The sequence below is a fragment of the Pelagibius sp. Alg239-R121 genome (genome assembly GCF_947331435.1).
Lineage (GTDB): Bacteria > Pseudomonadota > Alphaproteobacteria > Kiloniellales > Kiloniellaceae > Denitrobaculum.
The window spans coordinates 1140100-1154075 of the sequence record NZ_CAMZOF010000001.1 but is presented as its reverse complement, the minus strand read 5'-3'; the positions used below and the strand labels follow the sequence as shown (position 1 = coordinate 1154075).

The following is a 13976-nucleotide window of genomic DNA, read 5'->3' as shown; positions in this document are numbered from 1 at the left end:
TCAACGCGCCAAGCGCAGAGAAAACACGCGCGAAGCAAACAACACACTCTGTAAGGTCTGGAGGAACTATGACGCGGGTTGGCGTTATCGGATTAGGCGACATGGGCTCCGGCCTCGCCAAGAACCTCATTAAAAGCGGCTTCGAGGTCACCGGCTTCGACCTTAGTCAGGTCCGGATGACCGCTTTCCAGGAAATGGGAGGTCTGCCTGCGGCCTCGGTCGCTGAGGTCGGGGAGGGCTCGGATGCAGTCTATGTAATGGTGATGAACGGCGATCAGGCAAAAGCGGTCATTCTCGGTGACGGTCTGGCGTCGACCATGAAACAAGGCGGCGTCGTACTCTTGACCGCAACGATCAAAGCTTCAGAAGCACGCGACATTGGCGCAGGCCTGGATGGCACCGGCATCGATATCATCGATTCTCCGGTCAGCGGCGGCTTCCCCGGCGCACAAACCGGCACCTTGACCATGATGGCGGCAGGCTCCGATGACGCGATGGAACGCAGCAAACAGGTGATGGAAGCCGTCAGCAAAGTCATCCACCGGGTTGGCGATGACGCCGGCATGGGACAGACCGTAAAGGCCTGTCTGCAATCATTGATCGGCTCGATCTTCTCGGCAACATTCGAAGCCTCCACTCTTGCCGCGAAAGCCGGCGTGACGGGAGAGACCCTCTTCAAAGTTTTCAGCACTTCCGGCGCGGGATGCGGGATCACAAACACCGCTCTGGAGAACATCATCGACCGCAAGTTTGAGGGGACGGGCAGCCACATTAATACGATGTACAAGGACCTGACCATCGCCATGGATATGGCGCGGGAGCTGGGCGTACCGCTCTTTACCGCCGGAACCGCAATGCAGCTGTTCCAGGCCGGAAAAACCAAGCATCCCTCGGGCGATAATTGGGTGGTGACGCGGGTCATGGAAGACATCGTCGGCGCTGAACTCAACCGATAAACTGAACCTCAAAACCGGAGACCGGTACATGAAACTTGGAGTCATCACCGACGGAATCAGCCGCGATTTTGCTCACGCGTTATCTGTGATGGACGAATACGGCCTTGAATACGCTGAGCTGCAGTTCCTTTGGGATAAAGAGGTCGGCGGCCTTAACACCGACGAACGCAGAAAGGCTCTGGAACTCGTTAAGAAGCACAACAAAACCGTGTCTTGTATTTCGCGCCACGTTTTTGCCGGCATGCCCATGACCACCAAAGCCGGCGACGCGCTGCATACCAAACATATGGATGGCCTGAAGCGCTGCATCGATATGGCGCATGAATTTGATTGCAAGACCGTGCGCATCATGTCGGGCAAGAAGGAAATGATCCTCTGGGGCCTGAACGGTGCAGAGCAATGGAATGTAGCGAAAGGCGCATGGGATGCCTTACCGCCTTTGATCGCGCCTGCGGTCGAACTGGCGAAGGCTGAGGGTGTGACTTTGGTCGTCGAGACCGGCAACGGCACCATGATCAATTCTTGCTGGACCGGCCGCAAGCTGATTGACGACCTGGACGCCAAGAACACGCTGAAGATTCTGTGGGATCCAGCCAACAACTGCTGGGCACACGAAACCGCCTGGCCAGATGGCTATGAAACCATGAAGGGCGGCTACCTGGGCCATGTGCACATCAAAGACGTCTTCGCCGACACGCCTAAAGCAACGTTAGAGGTGCGGCCGATGCTCGAGGGTCAGCTTGCTGATCAGTTCCAACCCATGGCGGATGCCATGCGTGCCGATGGTTATGACGGCGTAATCTCCTACGAGAGCGTCTATCACCCGGGTAACGGCGACTTTGAAGCCGGGTTCCGCCAATGCATCAAAACCTTCATGGAAATCTACGGCTAGGCTATGCCGAACGCGCTCAGCATGAACATATCGCAGGAAAGGGTTGCTCCTCTCTCAGGCCTTGCCGCAAAGCTTGCGGCGGCCTGGGATCTGGCCGAGGCCATCGATAGAGTACAGGTTGCCGAACAGCCGCAAGACCGGACCGAAGCCTACTTTGTTCAGAACCGCATGGCTGAAGAGCTTGGTCACGGTATTACCGGTTGGAAAGTCGGCGCCACCAGCATCAAGATGCGCGAGCTGGATGGCCACGACGATGTGATCCCAGGTAGGATTCTCGACCCGACCACGTTTGTCGGTAATAGTCACAGCCTGCCGATTTCGCGCTTCCCGAACGCACGAGCTGAGACCGAATTCGCCTTTCGGCTAAGCGCCGACCTGCCATTGCGCGGCAAGCCTTGGAGTGCGGAAGAAATAGCTCCTCTCGCCACATTGCATCCTGCTATCGAGATCATCGGACATCGCTATCCCACGGGTGAGCGCGCCCCCAAAGTTGGCACGCTGCTGACTATCGCGGACAACGGTGGCGGGATTGGTTTCGTGTTCGGCAATCCGGTCACCGAGTGGCAGGCAATCGACTTTCAGAACCATGTCATATCCTTGAAAGTGGATGATAGCGCGGAGGCGGAAAATTTCCTCGGCGATATGCGATGTATTCCCATCGACGCCCTCGCCGCCCTAATCAATCATCTGGCGTCGCGGGGTATCGGCCTGAAGGCCGGTGATTTTGTATCGACAGGCGCCGCCACAGTCCCTCAACCCGTCAAGGCCGGCAGCCATGTCGTCGCGGACTTCGGGTCCATAGGTAAGATTGAACTTCAGTTCGCGTGAATCGGAATTTATAAAATCGAGTAACAGAAATGTCCGACTGGAAACCGAAAATCGTTGTCGCAGGTGCTGGAGGTATGGGTGCACTGTTCGGCGCAATCCTGCAAGATGGCGGGCTCGACGTCACGCTGGTCGATACGAACAGCGATCATGTTTCGGCCATTCGGAATGATGGATTGAAAATCAGTGGTTTTGGCGGAGATCGGACCGTCGAGATTACAGCGACTACAGATGCGAGCGACATCGACCATGCTGATGTCATTCTGTTTCAATGCAAAGCCCACGGCACGCGCGACGCGGCACGCGCCGTCAGGCACCTGGTCGATCTGGGCGCCATTGCGGTGAGTTTCCAGAACGGCCTTGGCAACGAAGAGCTCATTGCCGAAGAGCTTGGAAAAGCCTCCGTCTTGGGAGGTTTGACCGCCATGGCAGGCTGTATGCTGGGCCCGGGCTCCATCGTCGATTTTTCCCGTGTTCCCTCGTACATTGGTGAAATGGATGGCGGGAAAAGCAAGCGTGCCGAGCGGATCGCCGGCGCCTTGTCCGCAGCAGGTTTAGAAACCCATGTCAGTGGAGACATCGTCCAGGAGATCTGGAAAAAGCTGCTTGGCAATATCTCGCTTAGTGCGATTTCCGGCGCGACCGATCTCACCTCTGCCGAGATCCTGCGCATACCGGCTCTTAAGACGGTCAGCCTGCAGGCCATCGATGAAGCGTTCGCCGTTGCCGGCGCGCTGGGGATTGCACTGGACCGTGAGGCTGTTCTACAGGGTATGGAATTGATTTCGGCGCCGGGTGGAACAGGCGACAACAAGTCATCACTCTGCGTCGATATTCTCAACGGCCGTCCAACCGAAGTTGACTTCATCTACGGCAGCGTTATTTCGAAGGGCGTCCAGACAGGAGTGCCGACACCAACGCTGAATGCGCTTGCCGCAATCGTGAAAGGCCTGGAAAGCCGCTATTGCGGCTCACGCGCGCTCTAACCCAACGAGCAGACTCTCGTGAACTAGCAGGAGGCACCGCCATGACGAAGAAAATTCTTTCCGGTAAAGTCGCCATCGTCAGCGGCGGTTCGAAAGGAATTGGGCTGGCCGTCGCCAAACGCCTGGCTGAAGATGGTGCAGATATCTTTCTCGCGGCCTCCAACGCCGGACGTCTTAAAGCTGCCCGGGAAACCATTGAAGCGGCAACGGGCCAAAGCGCGGCTTTTCACGCCGCCGATCTTCGTACCCTTGAAGGCTGTAGAGAGAGCTATCAAGCCGCTGCCGATCGCTTCGGCTGCTGCGATATACTCATCAATGCCGCTGGCGCCACCAAGGGTGGAACATTCCCCGAGCAGCCTGACGAAGAGATGCTCGACGGCTTTGCCTTGAAGTTTCACGGCGCTGTCAGGCTGAGTCGACTGTTCTGGCCTCAGCTGAAGGAGGCAAGCGGCTGCGTCATTAATATCGTCGGCGGCTTCGCACGAACTCCTGCGGCAGATTTTATGGTCGGTGGTGCCGTCAACGCCGCTCTCGCCAACTTTTCCAAAGCACTGGCTGCGCAAGGCCTGCGCGACGACGTTAATGTAAACTGGATCCATCCAGGCCTGACCGTCACCGAACGGCTGGAGACCATCTTCGCCGACCGCGCCAAACAGCAGGACAAGACCCGCGATCAAATAGAACGCGAGTCGGTTGCTGCAGAAGGCCTGCGCCGTTTGGGACAGCCGGACGATGTGTCGAACCTGGTCGCCTTTCTCTGCTCACCGGCAGCGCGACATATTCATGGTGCAGGCATTCCGATCGATGGCGGTGGAGCAAAGGGTTACTATTGATGGATTTTGGCCTTTCCAGCGAACAGAGGATGCTGATCGATACGGTGCGCCGTTTTATCACATCTGAACTGCGCCCGCTTGAAGAAGAGGTCGAACTGGACGGAGCTCTGGCGCCGGAAAAGGCACGGGACATTCTCGAAAAGTCGAAGACCCTTGGCCTATATGCCATGAACATCGCTGAAGACTTCGGTGGCGGTGGCCTCTCAACTCTGGACTGGATGCTTGCCGAGGAACAGTTCGGCCATACCACGGACATCCTGGTGCGCCGTGCCTTCGGCAATATCTACGAAATTCTGCTTGCAGGTGACGAGGCACAAAGGGAACGCTGGCTGCTGCCTTCCGTGCGCGGCGAACGAACCTTCTCAGTAGCCTTTACCGAACCTGAGGCCGGATCGGATGCTGCCGGAATCCGCACACGAGCGATCCGCACGAACGATGGTTGGCTGCTAAACGGTTATAAGCACTTCATCTCTGACGGCCTCTTTTCCGATTTTTTCGTCGTGACTGCAGTGACGAATCCTGACGCCGGCAAGCACGGCATCTCCACCTTCATCGTCGACAAGGCGATGGAGGGTGTTTCGATTGGCCGGGATCAGCCAATGATGGGTCTGCGCGGTACGTCACATGTCGAGCTGTTCTTCGATCAAGTTCACCTGAAGCAGGAACATCTCCTAGGCGCCGAAGGAAAAGGCTTGAAGCTGGCTCTGGAGACCCTGGGTCGCATCCGCCTGGCCCAGATCGGTGCCCGCTCGATAGGTAAGGCAACACGAATTCTGGACCTCTCCCTGGCGCATGCGGGCGAGCGGAAGCAGTTTGGCAAATCTATCGGCGACTTCCAGATGATCCAGCAGATGCTCGCTGACAGCGCGGTCGAGATCAACGCGGCCCGTCTTGCTCTGCACCGGACAGCCTGGGAAATCGACCAGGGTCTCGACGCCCGCAACCAAATCTCAGTGGTCAAAGTGCAAGCGTCGGAAACCCTGAACCGCGTCGCAGACCGGGCAGTGCAGATCTTCGGCGGAATGGGCTACTGCAAGGACCTGCCGATCGAACGTTATTATCGTGATGCCCGCATTTACCGCATCTATGACGGAACCTCCGAAATTCACCGCTCGGTGATTGCCCGCGCGCTCATGAAGGGTGACACTAGCCTCTACCAAATGACGACGTGACATGAACCGCAACAAATTCGTAGACGCCGAAGACGCAGCAGCTCTCATTCGCGATGGCGACACAATCGGTCTGATCGGAGGTGGCGGCGGCCTGGTCGAAGCCACGCTGCTGCATAAATCCGTCGAGCAGCGTTTCCTTAATGAAGGCCATCCGAAGAATCTGACCTGCGTACACGCATTAGGCATCGGCGACCGCAAGACGCACGGCATGAACCGCTTCGCTCACGAAGGCATGGTTAAGCGGGTGATCGGCGGTCATTGGGTCTGGTCGCCACGGATGCAGGCGCTCGCCCGGGAAAACAAGATCGAGGCCTATGTCTTGCCCGGCGGCGTCGTAATGCAGTTGATGCGCGAGGTCGCAGCCAAGCGCCCAGGCCTGATGACTCACGTCGGTCTCGGCACCTTCGTCGACCCGCGATTCGGCGGCGGAAAGATGAACGAGGCTGCGCAGCAAGACCTGGTAGATGTGATGGAGATCGACGGTCGCGAGTTCCTGCGCTACCGCCCCTTCCCGGTCGACATTGCCCTGCTCAAAGGCTCTTTCGCCGACGACGACGGTAACATCAGCCTCGATCAGGAGCCGGCCAACGTGGACATATACGCCATGGCGGCGGCCGCGCATAATTCTGGCGGCAAGGTCATCGTGCAGGTGCGCGAGCGGGTTCGGAACGGCATTCTTCCTGCCCGTGCGGTCCGCATTCCGGGCGCGCTGGTCGATGCCATCGTGGTCGACCCGGCGCAACGGCAAGGCTACGATTTGATCTATGATCCAGCCATCTCCGGCGAGAAACAGGCCGACGATCCGATCCCGCCCATGCCGCCCTTCTCGATCCGCCAGGTCGTAGCACGCCGCGCTCACGAAGAGCTGCGCGAAGGTGCGGTCATCAACTACGGCTTCGGCGTTCCCGACGAAGTGGCGAGCATCGTCGCTGCGAAGGGCGAACAGCATCGCTATTACCAGACCATCGAACACGGCACCTACGGCGGCACACTTCTTACCGGGACACTATTCGGTTATGCACGCAATCCAAGCTGCATGATCGACGGCCCCTCCCAGTTCGACTTCTATTCCGGTGGCGGACTGGATATTGCGTTCCTGGGCTTTGGCGAGTTGGATATAGAAGGCAATGTCAACGTCTCGAGGCTCGGCGGCCTGACGGTCGGGCCCGGCGGGTTCATCGATATCGCACAGAACGCACGCAAAGTCGTCTTCTGCGGAACTTTCGACGCCAAAGGCGCCTCGATCGAGTCGGGGAACGGCGTGCTCACCATTCACCGCCACGGTGAAGTGCGGAAGCTGGTCGATAAAGTCGATCAAATCACTTTCTCGGGCCGGCAGGCGAACCTTCAGGCGCAGGAGGTGATTTATGTCACCGAACGCGCCGTCTTCCGCCTGGCCAAGGACGGCGTCAAACTAATTGAGATTGCGCCGGGTGTGGACCTGCAGCGCGACATCCTGGACAAGATGAGTTTTATACCGCTCATGGACACGCCCCCTGAACCAATAAATCAGACTTACTTTATGGATACAGCTCAATGACTTCAGTTCGGCTTGCCTTAATCGGGGCCGGGCGTATCGGGGTGCGCCACCTTGAGACTATCGCTCAGGTCGAGGAAGCAGATCTGGTGGCGGTCGCCGATGCCTCGCCGACAGTCAAAGGTATTGCCGAGCGTTATGGCGTGACCTTCTACGACAACTACAAAGCCATGCTGGCAGAAGTCAAACCGGACGGTGTAATTGTTGCGACCCCGACCGAACTGCACCTGGCACCCGCTTTGGCGGCGCTAGAGAACGGCGCACATGTCTTGATCGAAAAGCCGATTACGGGAACCCTCGGCGAAGCCCAAATTCTCATCGAAAAATCGCGCGCCACTCAGCGTGAGGTATTGGTTGGGCACCACCGGCGTTACTATCCCTTTGTGCACAAAGCACGGGAAATCGTGAGAAGCGGTGGGCTTGGGCAACTGGTGGCGGTCAACGGGCAATGGACGCTGCGCAAGGCGGACAGCTATTTCGACCAGGTCTGGCGGCAAAAACGCGAAGCAGGCCCAATTCTCATCAACCTCATTCATGAGTTCGATTGTCTGCGTTATGTCTGCGGAGAAATCACCAGCTTGAGCGCGGAGCTGGCGAGCACCGTGCGAGGGCATGAAAAGGAAGAGACTGCCGCGATCATCCTGCGCTTCGAAAATGGCGCACTGGGTACCTTTCTACTTTCCGATTCGGCGGCTTCACCTTGGGCCTGGGAGTTCGGTTTCCATGAAAATCCGGAGTTTCCCCCGGCCCACCAAAACGCTTCCCGTTTTGTCGGAGACTCCGCCTCACTGGAGTTTCCTAATCTGAAACTCTGGCGCCACGATGATACCGCGCGGGGCTGGAACACGCCGCTACGATCAGAAGATAAATCCTGCACCCCGGAGGATGCTTATATCAATCAGTGCAAGCATTTTTGCCGGGTAATACAAGGTGAGGAGGCGCCACGTATCACAGCGGAGGATGCGACCCGCAGCTTACAAGCAACTCTTGCGGTATTCGACGCGGCGGAAAGCGGTCAACGCATTACGTTATGACAGACATTCGCCACAGTCTGATCGAGAAAAGGGGAGCCGTCCTGACGGTGATCCTTAATCGACCGGAAGTGATGAATGCGCTTCACCCGGAGGCCCATGCCGAGCTGGCATCGATCTTCGACGACTTTGCCAGGGACGATGACCTTCGCCTCGCGGTGATCACCGGTTCGGGTGATCGAGCATTTTGCACCGGCTCCGACTTGAAAGTTCGCGCGGAGACGGGTGCCGACGATATGCCGACGTCCGGGTTCGCGGGTTTGACGGAACGTTTCGATCTGACCAAGCCAGTCATCGCAGCAGTCAATGGTCATGCCATCGGTGGCGGTCTGGAAGTCCTGCTGGCGTGCGATCTAGTGATCGCGGTGGAGGATGCAAAGTTTGGACTTCCCGAGCCCAAGGTCGGATTGGCGGCCAGCGGCGGGCTGCATAGACTAGCCCGTCAGATTCCGCTGAAACAGGCGATGGAGATTGCGTTGACCGGTCGTCTGTTCTCTTCGGAAGAGGCCATTACCTATGGGCTAATCAACTCCGTCGTACCACGCAGCAAGCTGGCAGCTGAAACGAAACTCTGGACGAATCGGTTGCTTGAGAACGCGCCACTGTCACTGAGGGCGACAAAGCAGATGATGCTGAAAGGATTGGACGCGCCAACCGTGGCGGCTGCGTTCACTACGCGTTATCCCGAATACGAAGCCATGCTGAAGAGCATCGATGCGAAAGAAGGTCCGCGCGCTTTCTCCGAGAAGCGAAAGCCGCAATGGCTGGGCAAATAAGATGCTAGCTCTCGTTCGGCACCCATTTCAGGATATGCTGGCCGACGGTGACGAGCTCGCCGTCCTGGTTGGTCAGCTTGATGTCGGCAGTCGAACGCTTGGTTTCAGCGTTGGTCTCAACGAATTCATAAGTCACGGTGATGGTATCGCCGAGGAATACAGGTTTGAGAAACCGAATGCGGTCGTAACCCAACGAGACCGGCGTCTCGGAAGCCTCGCGCGTGTGCGCGATTGCCATGGTCGAAGCGGTCGACATAAAGCCCACCATCAGCGCGCCATGGGCCATCAGTTTCCCGTACTTGGACTTTTCCATGTAGGCTTTGTTGACGTGGTTCGGCGAGAAATCGCCGGTGATTCCGGCAAACATATAGACATCGCTTTCAGACACGGTTTTGGTAAAAGCAACGCTGTGACCAACTTCAACGTGAAACCCCGGCATGCTTCCCTCTTGATAGAAAACTCTTTCCTCGAAAAGCCTAGAGACCGGGCGATTGGGGTCAACGAGAAAGACCGCTGAACCATGAGTTTCGATCTGGAAAATCACCGGATTATCGTCACCGGCGCCGCAAGAGGCATCGGGCTGACCATCGCCCGTCGTTTTACGGCTCTCGGCGCACAGGTGTCGGGCTGGGATCTGGACTGCGCGCCGATCGTTGCGGATCCTGCATTTGCCCATTGCACCTCCGTCGACGTGACCAACGAGACTTCGGTGGAGCAGGCCTTCAACGAGAGCCTTAAGGCTCTAGGTTCGGTGACCGTCATGGTCGCCAACGCCGGTATTAATGGCCCGACAAAAGCCGCATGGGATTACACTCTGGCAGAATGGAACCAGGTGCTCGCAGTGGATCTGACCGGTGTCTTTCTTTCGACCCGCGCCGCGGTCGGACATATGCGCGAGAGAGACTATGGTCGGCTGGTGATCGTGGCTTCAGTGGCCGGCAAGGAAGGCAATCCAAGCGCCTGTGCCTACGGCGCCGCCAAGGCCGGAGTCATTGGCTACGCCAAGGGGCTGGCGCGCGAGCTGCAACCCTCCAACGTGACGGTGAATTGCGTCGCGCCCGCGATCACCGAAACAGACCTCTTCCAGGAAATGGATGAGGCCTACATCGCCGACAAGAAGTCGCGTATCCCCATGGGCCGCTTTTGTTCGCAAGAAGAAATAGCCGACATGGTCGCCTGGGCCGCCAGCCCGCGCTGTTCCTTCACCACCGGCCAGGTCTTCGACGTCACCGGGGGCCGCGCGACATACTAAATGCGCAGCCTATCAGGTCGTAAGCTGGTTAAACGAGGTGTCCAAGACTTAACAGGAACGGCAACCTGAAAATGGCATGGTTTGGCTGATTTCCTTCGCCTGACCCTGCTTAAAAATGTCAGTACCGCGTACGCCTCAATCCAATTTTTCCAGCTCCTCAGCTAGCCGGTTGGCAGAGTTATCCGGGCTGTGAGGCCGCCGCCGGCCCGATTGCAGAGCTGGATATCGCCTCCGTGGAGCCGGATGAGATTACGCGCAATTGAGAGGCCAAGGCCGGTGCCGCCGGAGTCAGGATTGCGGGAATAATCGAACCGGTAAAAGGGTTCAAATACCTTTTCAAGAAGGGATTCAGGAAGGCCAGGGCCTGTGTCGCTTATATCAAGCCGGATTTCACCATCGTGGCTTGCAAGATGGAAGGTCGCAGAGCCACCGTGTTTCAGAGCATTATCCACGATATTGCGGAGGGCCCGTCGCATAAGAGTCCGTCGAATCGGAACAACCAGCGAACCGGCCGCTGTTGAAGCGTCGAATGCGATGGTTTCGTGCTCGTAATCCTTCAGAAGATCGGCGACAAATTCTGCAAAATGCATTGGCTGCGATTTTTCATCAGACGTATCAAGACGGGCAAAGGCCAGCGTTGACCGGCTCATATCGCTGATTTCTTCGATCCCCCGGATCAGGGATTCCCGAATTTCAGCGTCCTCTACCATTTCCGCCTGCAGCCGCATACCCGTCAGCGGGCTGGCGATATCATGTGAGATGGCGGCCAGCATCCGGGTTCTGTCTTCGACAAAATCGTGAATGCGCTGGGCCATTACGTTCAGGGCGCGTGCGGCTTGACGGGTTTCCAGCGGGCCCGTTTCTGGGATTTCCTCATGACGCCAGCCTCCGTGACCGATCCGTTCGGCAAAACCGGCCAGGGCATGAATGGGTTGAGCCGCGCGGCGCACGACGAAAATGAGTATCGGCACCACACTGACGATAATCAGGCACAGATAAATCAGGTCGTATATGTCGAACCAGTCCGCGATTTCGCTATCAAATTCAGACGAGACAGAAAGAACGCGCAGCCAGACCCGCGGTCGGATTTCCGCCTCGATCAGCAAATCCGGCGGATGCCCACCATAGTTAACGATCAAAGCATCAGGCAGAGCGAGCGCGCTATGAAGCGTTTCAAGATCATCAAAGTCAAAGGAGGAGACAATGATTTTAACGGCATCTGCGGACTGAAGTTCTGCGGCCCATGCATGCTTCGCCTCCACGGCCTGAAGAGATTGTTTATCTTCGAAGGCTGCCGTGTCGGATGCGAGCCAGGCATGGAAATCCTTTCCGTTAGCAACCTTAAGAATATCGCCTGTCTGATTTTTCGGGCTATTGCGCAGGGTCACGATCAGGCTACGCAGCCGGTCGCGCTGCTGTTCAGCATACAGAGCCTGCTCCTCTGGCCAGTAATCTTCTTCGAAAGCGGAAAAAAAGAACCAGCTCAGCGCGAACTGCGCGCCGATCACGATAATAATTACAGGCAGGATGATACGCCCCGCCATGCGGTCGGGCCAAAGATGTATCACCGCTTCTTGACCTCTGCTACGAGCTTGTACCCGCCGCCCCAGACAGTCTGAAAAACGCGATCCGGGTTGTCGGGTGACTCAATTTTCTTGCGAAGCCGGCTGATGTGATTGTCGATGGCCCGGTCGAAGGGGCCGCCCTCGCGTCCCTGTGTGAGGTCGAGCAACTGCGCGCGTGATAAGACACGGCCGGCGCGGGCCACCATGACCTCCAGCAATTTTGACTCGCCATTGCTCAGGGAAACATCTGCGCCGTTTTCATGACGCAAAAGCTGTGCGCCGGCATCAAACTGCCAAGGCCCGATCTGCCAGTTCGCCGTAGAGTCAACAATAGCAGGCTGCTCAATCTGACTGCGTCGCAGAACCGCCCTGATGCGGGCCAGAAGCTCACGGGGATTGAAAGGCTTCACCAGATAATCATCAGCCCCTAGTTCCAGGCCGACGATACGGTCGGTGTCATCGGCCAGGGCCGTGAGCAAGATGATCGGCAACGCCGACTTTGTGCGGATGTGCCGGCAAAGCGAAAGGCCGTCTTCACCAGGCATCATGATATCAAGCACAATCAGGTCGATCGCGGCATCGGGCAGCAGTTTGCGTGCTTCCGAGGCACTGGCGGCCAGGCTGACCCGCATTCCCTGTTTCTGCAGAAACTGGCGCAAAGGGTCACGGATGTCGCGGCGATCATCTACGACCAGAATATGCGGCTCAGCGATGTTGGGTTCCTGAAGCATCTGCTTATCCCTGTTTTCTCGTAAACCATGTTTTACAGAATGAATGCGAAGTCGTCGCCCATCTGCAGCCAGAAAGTTGTCGCCACCATTCGCAAGGGCCGGGTTTTGCGACAGTTTGCGACAAACTCGCCCTGCCGCCGATATTCTTTTGCGACAATTGCTCTGCATATCCGTCTCATCGAAACACGAACGCAACGACAGGATGAGAAGCGGAGAAATCTAAATGAACATTAATCGTCGAACACTGTTGGGCGCCTCTGCCGCTGCCTTTGGCATAACTGGCTTTGCTGGCATGGGGTTGGCCCAAAGCCAGAAATCTTCATCCCGCCTAAAATCCACGCCGCTTGCCGACGGATTTCGGATGCCAGGCGAGTTTGAGAATCATGAAGCCATTTGGCTGGTTTGGCCTGAAGCACCCGAATGGAGATTAAAGGGCGAACTTGCCGAGGGCGTCATCGCGAAGCTTGCAGCAGCGATTGCCAGCGATATTCCGGTCCGTCTGGCGGCGACTTCGCGCCAGGCCGCGAGAGTGCGGTCGCTCGTCCCGGAAGCCGTCGAAGTCGTGGAAATGAACGCCGGTACGAATTGGGTTCGCGACGATGGTCCGACTTTTCTGATCGATGACAAAAATGGCCGCCGCGGCGTTGATTGGGTTTTCAACGGCTGGGGATATCCGGAGGACTTCTGGGATACCAACAAGACCGCACGGAAGTTGCTTAAACATGAAGAGGCCCACCGCTACCGTGCTCCGCTCGTGCTGGAGGGAGGATCGATCCATTCCGACGGTCGCGGAACCATTATTACAACCGAGGAATGCCTGCTTAACCCGAACCGCAATCCGGACTTGAGCAGAGAAGAGATCGAGGAGTACCTGAAGATTTATCTGGGCGCTCGAAAAGTCATCTGGCTTCCTTTTGGGGTCTTCGAAGACAGCACGAGTGGTCACGTCGATAACATGTGCTGTTTTGCGCGCCCCTCCGAAGTGATCCTGACCTGGACAGACGACCTAAGCGACGCGCAATACGAACGTTCGCAACTGGCGTTGGAAGTCCTGGAGACCAGCACTGACGCGGATGGCAATAAGTTCAAGGTTCACAAGCTGCATCAACCGGGTCCGCTCTTCATTACGGACGAAGAGGCCGACTCTATGCCGGACTCGCGCATTGACGAAATCGAAGACCGGCTGGCAGGCTCGTACGTGAACTACATCATCACGAACCGGCGTGTCGTTTTTCCTCTCCTGGATCCCGAAACCGATCCTGGCGCCAGAGAGACTTTGGAGCGCGCCTTTCCGGACCGCGAGGTGTTCGGGGTGGAAGGCCGGGAGATTCTGCTCCATGGCGGCAACTTTCACTGCATAAGCCAAAATCTGCCCGCGCGCGCGGGGCGCAACTAAACACCCCCTGGGGAGTCATCCCGA

Annotated in this window: 14 protein-coding genes; 11 read left to right on the top strand and 3 right to left on the bottom strand. The window is 57.3% G+C overall.

Annotated elements, in window-relative coordinates; all coding sequences use genetic code 11:
* Positions 1–68: 68 nt before the first annotated feature.
* The 9 genes from QMZ18_RS05130 to QMZ18_RS05090 are packed head-to-tail and all read left to right on the top strand — an operon-like array spanning position 69 to position 9008.
* The gene (locus tag QMZ18_RS05130; RefSeq protein ID WP_282605149.1) at positions 69–956 is read left to right on the top strand and encodes an NAD(P)-dependent oxidoreductase; all 888 of its coding nucleotides are present in this window, start codon (positions 69–71) and stop codon (positions 954–956) included.
* A 28-nt stretch (positions 957–984) separates the two neighbouring features.
* On the top strand, positions 985–1848 hold the full coding sequence (locus tag QMZ18_RS05125; RefSeq protein WP_282605148.1) for a sugar phosphate isomerase/epimerase: 864 nt from the start codon (positions 985–987) through the stop codon (positions 1846–1848).
* Positions 1849–1869: 21 nt separating this feature from the next.
* Positions 1870–2676 (top strand): 2-keto-4-pentenoate hydratase, encoded by an 807-nt coding sequence (locus tag QMZ18_RS05120; protein WP_282605147.1) that lies wholly within the window; start codon positions 1870–1872, stop codon positions 2674–2676.
* A gap of 29 nt (positions 2677–2705) precedes the next feature.
* Positions 2706–3659 carry a ketopantoate reductase family protein gene (locus QMZ18_RS05115; protein ID WP_282605146.1) on the top strand — a complete coding sequence of 318 codons (954 nt, stop codon included), beginning with the start codon at positions 2706–2708 and terminating at the stop codon, positions 3657–3659.
* 41 nt (positions 3660–3700) lie between these two features.
* Positions 3701–4492 carry an SDR family oxidoreductase gene (locus tag QMZ18_RS05110; RefSeq protein WP_282605145.1) on the top strand — a complete coding sequence of 264 codons (792 nt, stop codon included), beginning with the start codon at positions 3701–3703 and terminating at the stop codon, positions 4490–4492.
* Positions 4492–5664, top strand: coding sequence for an acyl-CoA dehydrogenase family protein (locus tag QMZ18_RS05105; RefSeq protein ID WP_282605144.1), 1173 nt, complete (start codon positions 4492–4494; stop codon positions 5662–5664). The genes QMZ18_RS05110 and QMZ18_RS05105 overlap by 1 nt, the downstream gene beginning before the upstream one ends.
* 1 nt (position 5665) lies before the next feature.
* Positions 5666–7204, top strand: a complete 1539-nt coding sequence (locus QMZ18_RS05100; RefSeq protein ID WP_282605143.1) for an acyl CoA:acetate/3-ketoacid CoA transferase — start codon at positions 5666–5668, stop codon at positions 7202–7204.
* The gene (locus QMZ18_RS05095) at positions 7201–8235 is read left to right on the top strand and encodes a Gfo/Idh/MocA family protein (RefSeq protein ID WP_282605142.1); all 1035 of its coding nucleotides are present in this window, start codon (positions 7201–7203) and stop codon (positions 8233–8235) included. Before QMZ18_RS05100 ends, QMZ18_RS05095 begins: the two co-directional genes overlap by 4 nt.
* Positions 8232–9008: an enoyl-CoA hydratase-related protein gene (locus QMZ18_RS05090; RefSeq protein WP_282605141.1), complete on the top strand. Its 777-nt coding sequence runs from the start codon at positions 8232–8234 to the stop codon at positions 9006–9008. Before QMZ18_RS05095 ends, QMZ18_RS05090 begins: the two co-directional genes overlap by 4 nt.
* Positions 9009–9012: 4 nt before the next feature.
* On the opposite strand, the gene QMZ18_RS05085 is transcribed toward QMZ18_RS05090, so the two are convergent.
* A complete protein-coding gene (locus tag QMZ18_RS05085) occupies positions 9013–9447 on the bottom strand; it encodes a MaoC/PaaZ C-terminal domain-containing protein (RefSeq protein WP_282605140.1) in 435 nt (144 codons plus the stop codon).
* An 81-nt stretch (positions 9448–9528) separates the two neighbouring features.
* Here QMZ18_RS05085 and QMZ18_RS05080 point away from each other — a divergent pair, with 81 nt between their 5' ends.
* Entirely contained in the window at positions 9529–10260 is a 732-nt protein-coding gene (locus QMZ18_RS05080) for an SDR family NAD(P)-dependent oxidoreductase (protein ID WP_282605139.1), read from the top strand.
* Positions 10261–10421: 161 nt separating this feature from the next.
* Here QMZ18_RS05080 and QMZ18_RS05075 read toward each other — a convergent pair whose 3' ends face one another.
* Both QMZ18_RS05075 and QMZ18_RS05070 read right to left on the bottom strand, forming a co-directional pair.
* Positions 10422–11828 carry a HAMP domain-containing sensor histidine kinase gene (locus QMZ18_RS05075; RefSeq protein WP_282605138.1) on the bottom strand — a complete coding sequence of 469 codons (1407 nt, stop codon included), beginning with the start codon at positions 11826–11828 and terminating at the stop codon, positions 10422–10424.
* Positions 11825–12556, bottom strand: a complete 732-nt coding sequence (locus QMZ18_RS05070) for a response regulator (protein ID WP_282605137.1) — start codon at positions 12554–12556, stop codon at positions 11825–11827. The genes QMZ18_RS05075 and QMZ18_RS05070 overlap by 4 nt, the downstream gene beginning before the upstream one ends.
* A 223-nt stretch (positions 12557–12779) precedes the next feature.
* Here QMZ18_RS05070 and aguA point away from each other — a divergent pair, with 223 nt between their 5' ends.
* Positions 12780–13952, top strand: a complete 1173-nt coding sequence (aguA, locus tag QMZ18_RS05065; RefSeq protein ID WP_282605136.1) for an agmatine deiminase — start codon at positions 12780–12782, stop codon at positions 13950–13952.
* The last annotated feature ends 24 nt before the right edge of the window (positions 13953–13976 follow it).

What these genes read in the sequence shown, in the direction of transcription:
- QMZ18_RS05130 (WP_282605149.1), top strand. Translation starts at nt 69, where the DNA reads ATGACGCGGGTTGGCGTTATCGGATTAGGCGACATGGGCTCCGGCCTC.
- QMZ18_RS05125 (WP_282605148.1), top strand. Translation starts at nt 985, where the DNA reads ATGAAACTTGGAGTCATCACCGACGGAATCAGCCGCGATTTTGCTCAC.
- QMZ18_RS05120 (WP_282605147.1), top strand. Translation starts at nt 1,870, where the DNA reads ATGAACATATCGCAGGAAAGGGTTGCTCCTCTCTCAGGCCTTGCCGCA.
- QMZ18_RS05115 (WP_282605146.1), top strand. Translation starts at nt 2,706, where the DNA reads ATGTCCGACTGGAAACCGAAAATCGTTGTCGCAGGTGCTGGAGGTATG.
- QMZ18_RS05110 (WP_282605145.1), top strand. Translation starts at nt 3,701, where the DNA reads ATGACGAAGAAAATTCTTTCCGGTAAAGTCGCCATCGTCAGCGGCGGT.
- QMZ18_RS05105 (WP_282605144.1), top strand. Translation starts at nt 4,492, where the DNA reads ATGGATTTTGGCCTTTCCAGCGAACAGAGGATGCTGATCGATACGGTG.
- QMZ18_RS05100 (WP_282605143.1), top strand. Translation starts at nt 5,666, where the DNA reads ATGAACCGCAACAAATTCGTAGACGCCGAAGACGCAGCAGCTCTCATT.
- QMZ18_RS05095 (WP_282605142.1), top strand. Translation starts at nt 7,201, where the DNA reads ATGACTTCAGTTCGGCTTGCCTTAATCGGGGCCGGGCGTATCGGGGTG.
- QMZ18_RS05090 (WP_282605141.1), top strand. Translation starts at nt 8,232, where the DNA reads ATGACAGACATTCGCCACAGTCTGATCGAGAAAAGGGGAGCCGTCCTG.
- QMZ18_RS05085 (WP_282605140.1), bottom strand. Translation starts at nt 9,447, where the DNA reads ATGCCGGGGTTTCACGTTGAAGTTGGTCACAGCGTTGCTTTTACCAAA.
- QMZ18_RS05080 (WP_282605139.1), top strand. Translation starts at nt 9,529, where the DNA reads ATGAGTTTCGATCTGGAAAATCACCGGATTATCGTCACCGGCGCCGCA.
- QMZ18_RS05070 (WP_282605137.1), bottom strand. Translation starts at nt 12,556, where the DNA reads ATGCTTCAGGAACCCAACATCGCTGAGCCGCATATTCTGGTCGTAGAT.
- aguA (WP_282605136.1), top strand. Translation starts at nt 12,780, where the DNA reads ATGAACATTAATCGTCGAACACTGTTGGGCGCCTCTGCCGCTGCCTTT.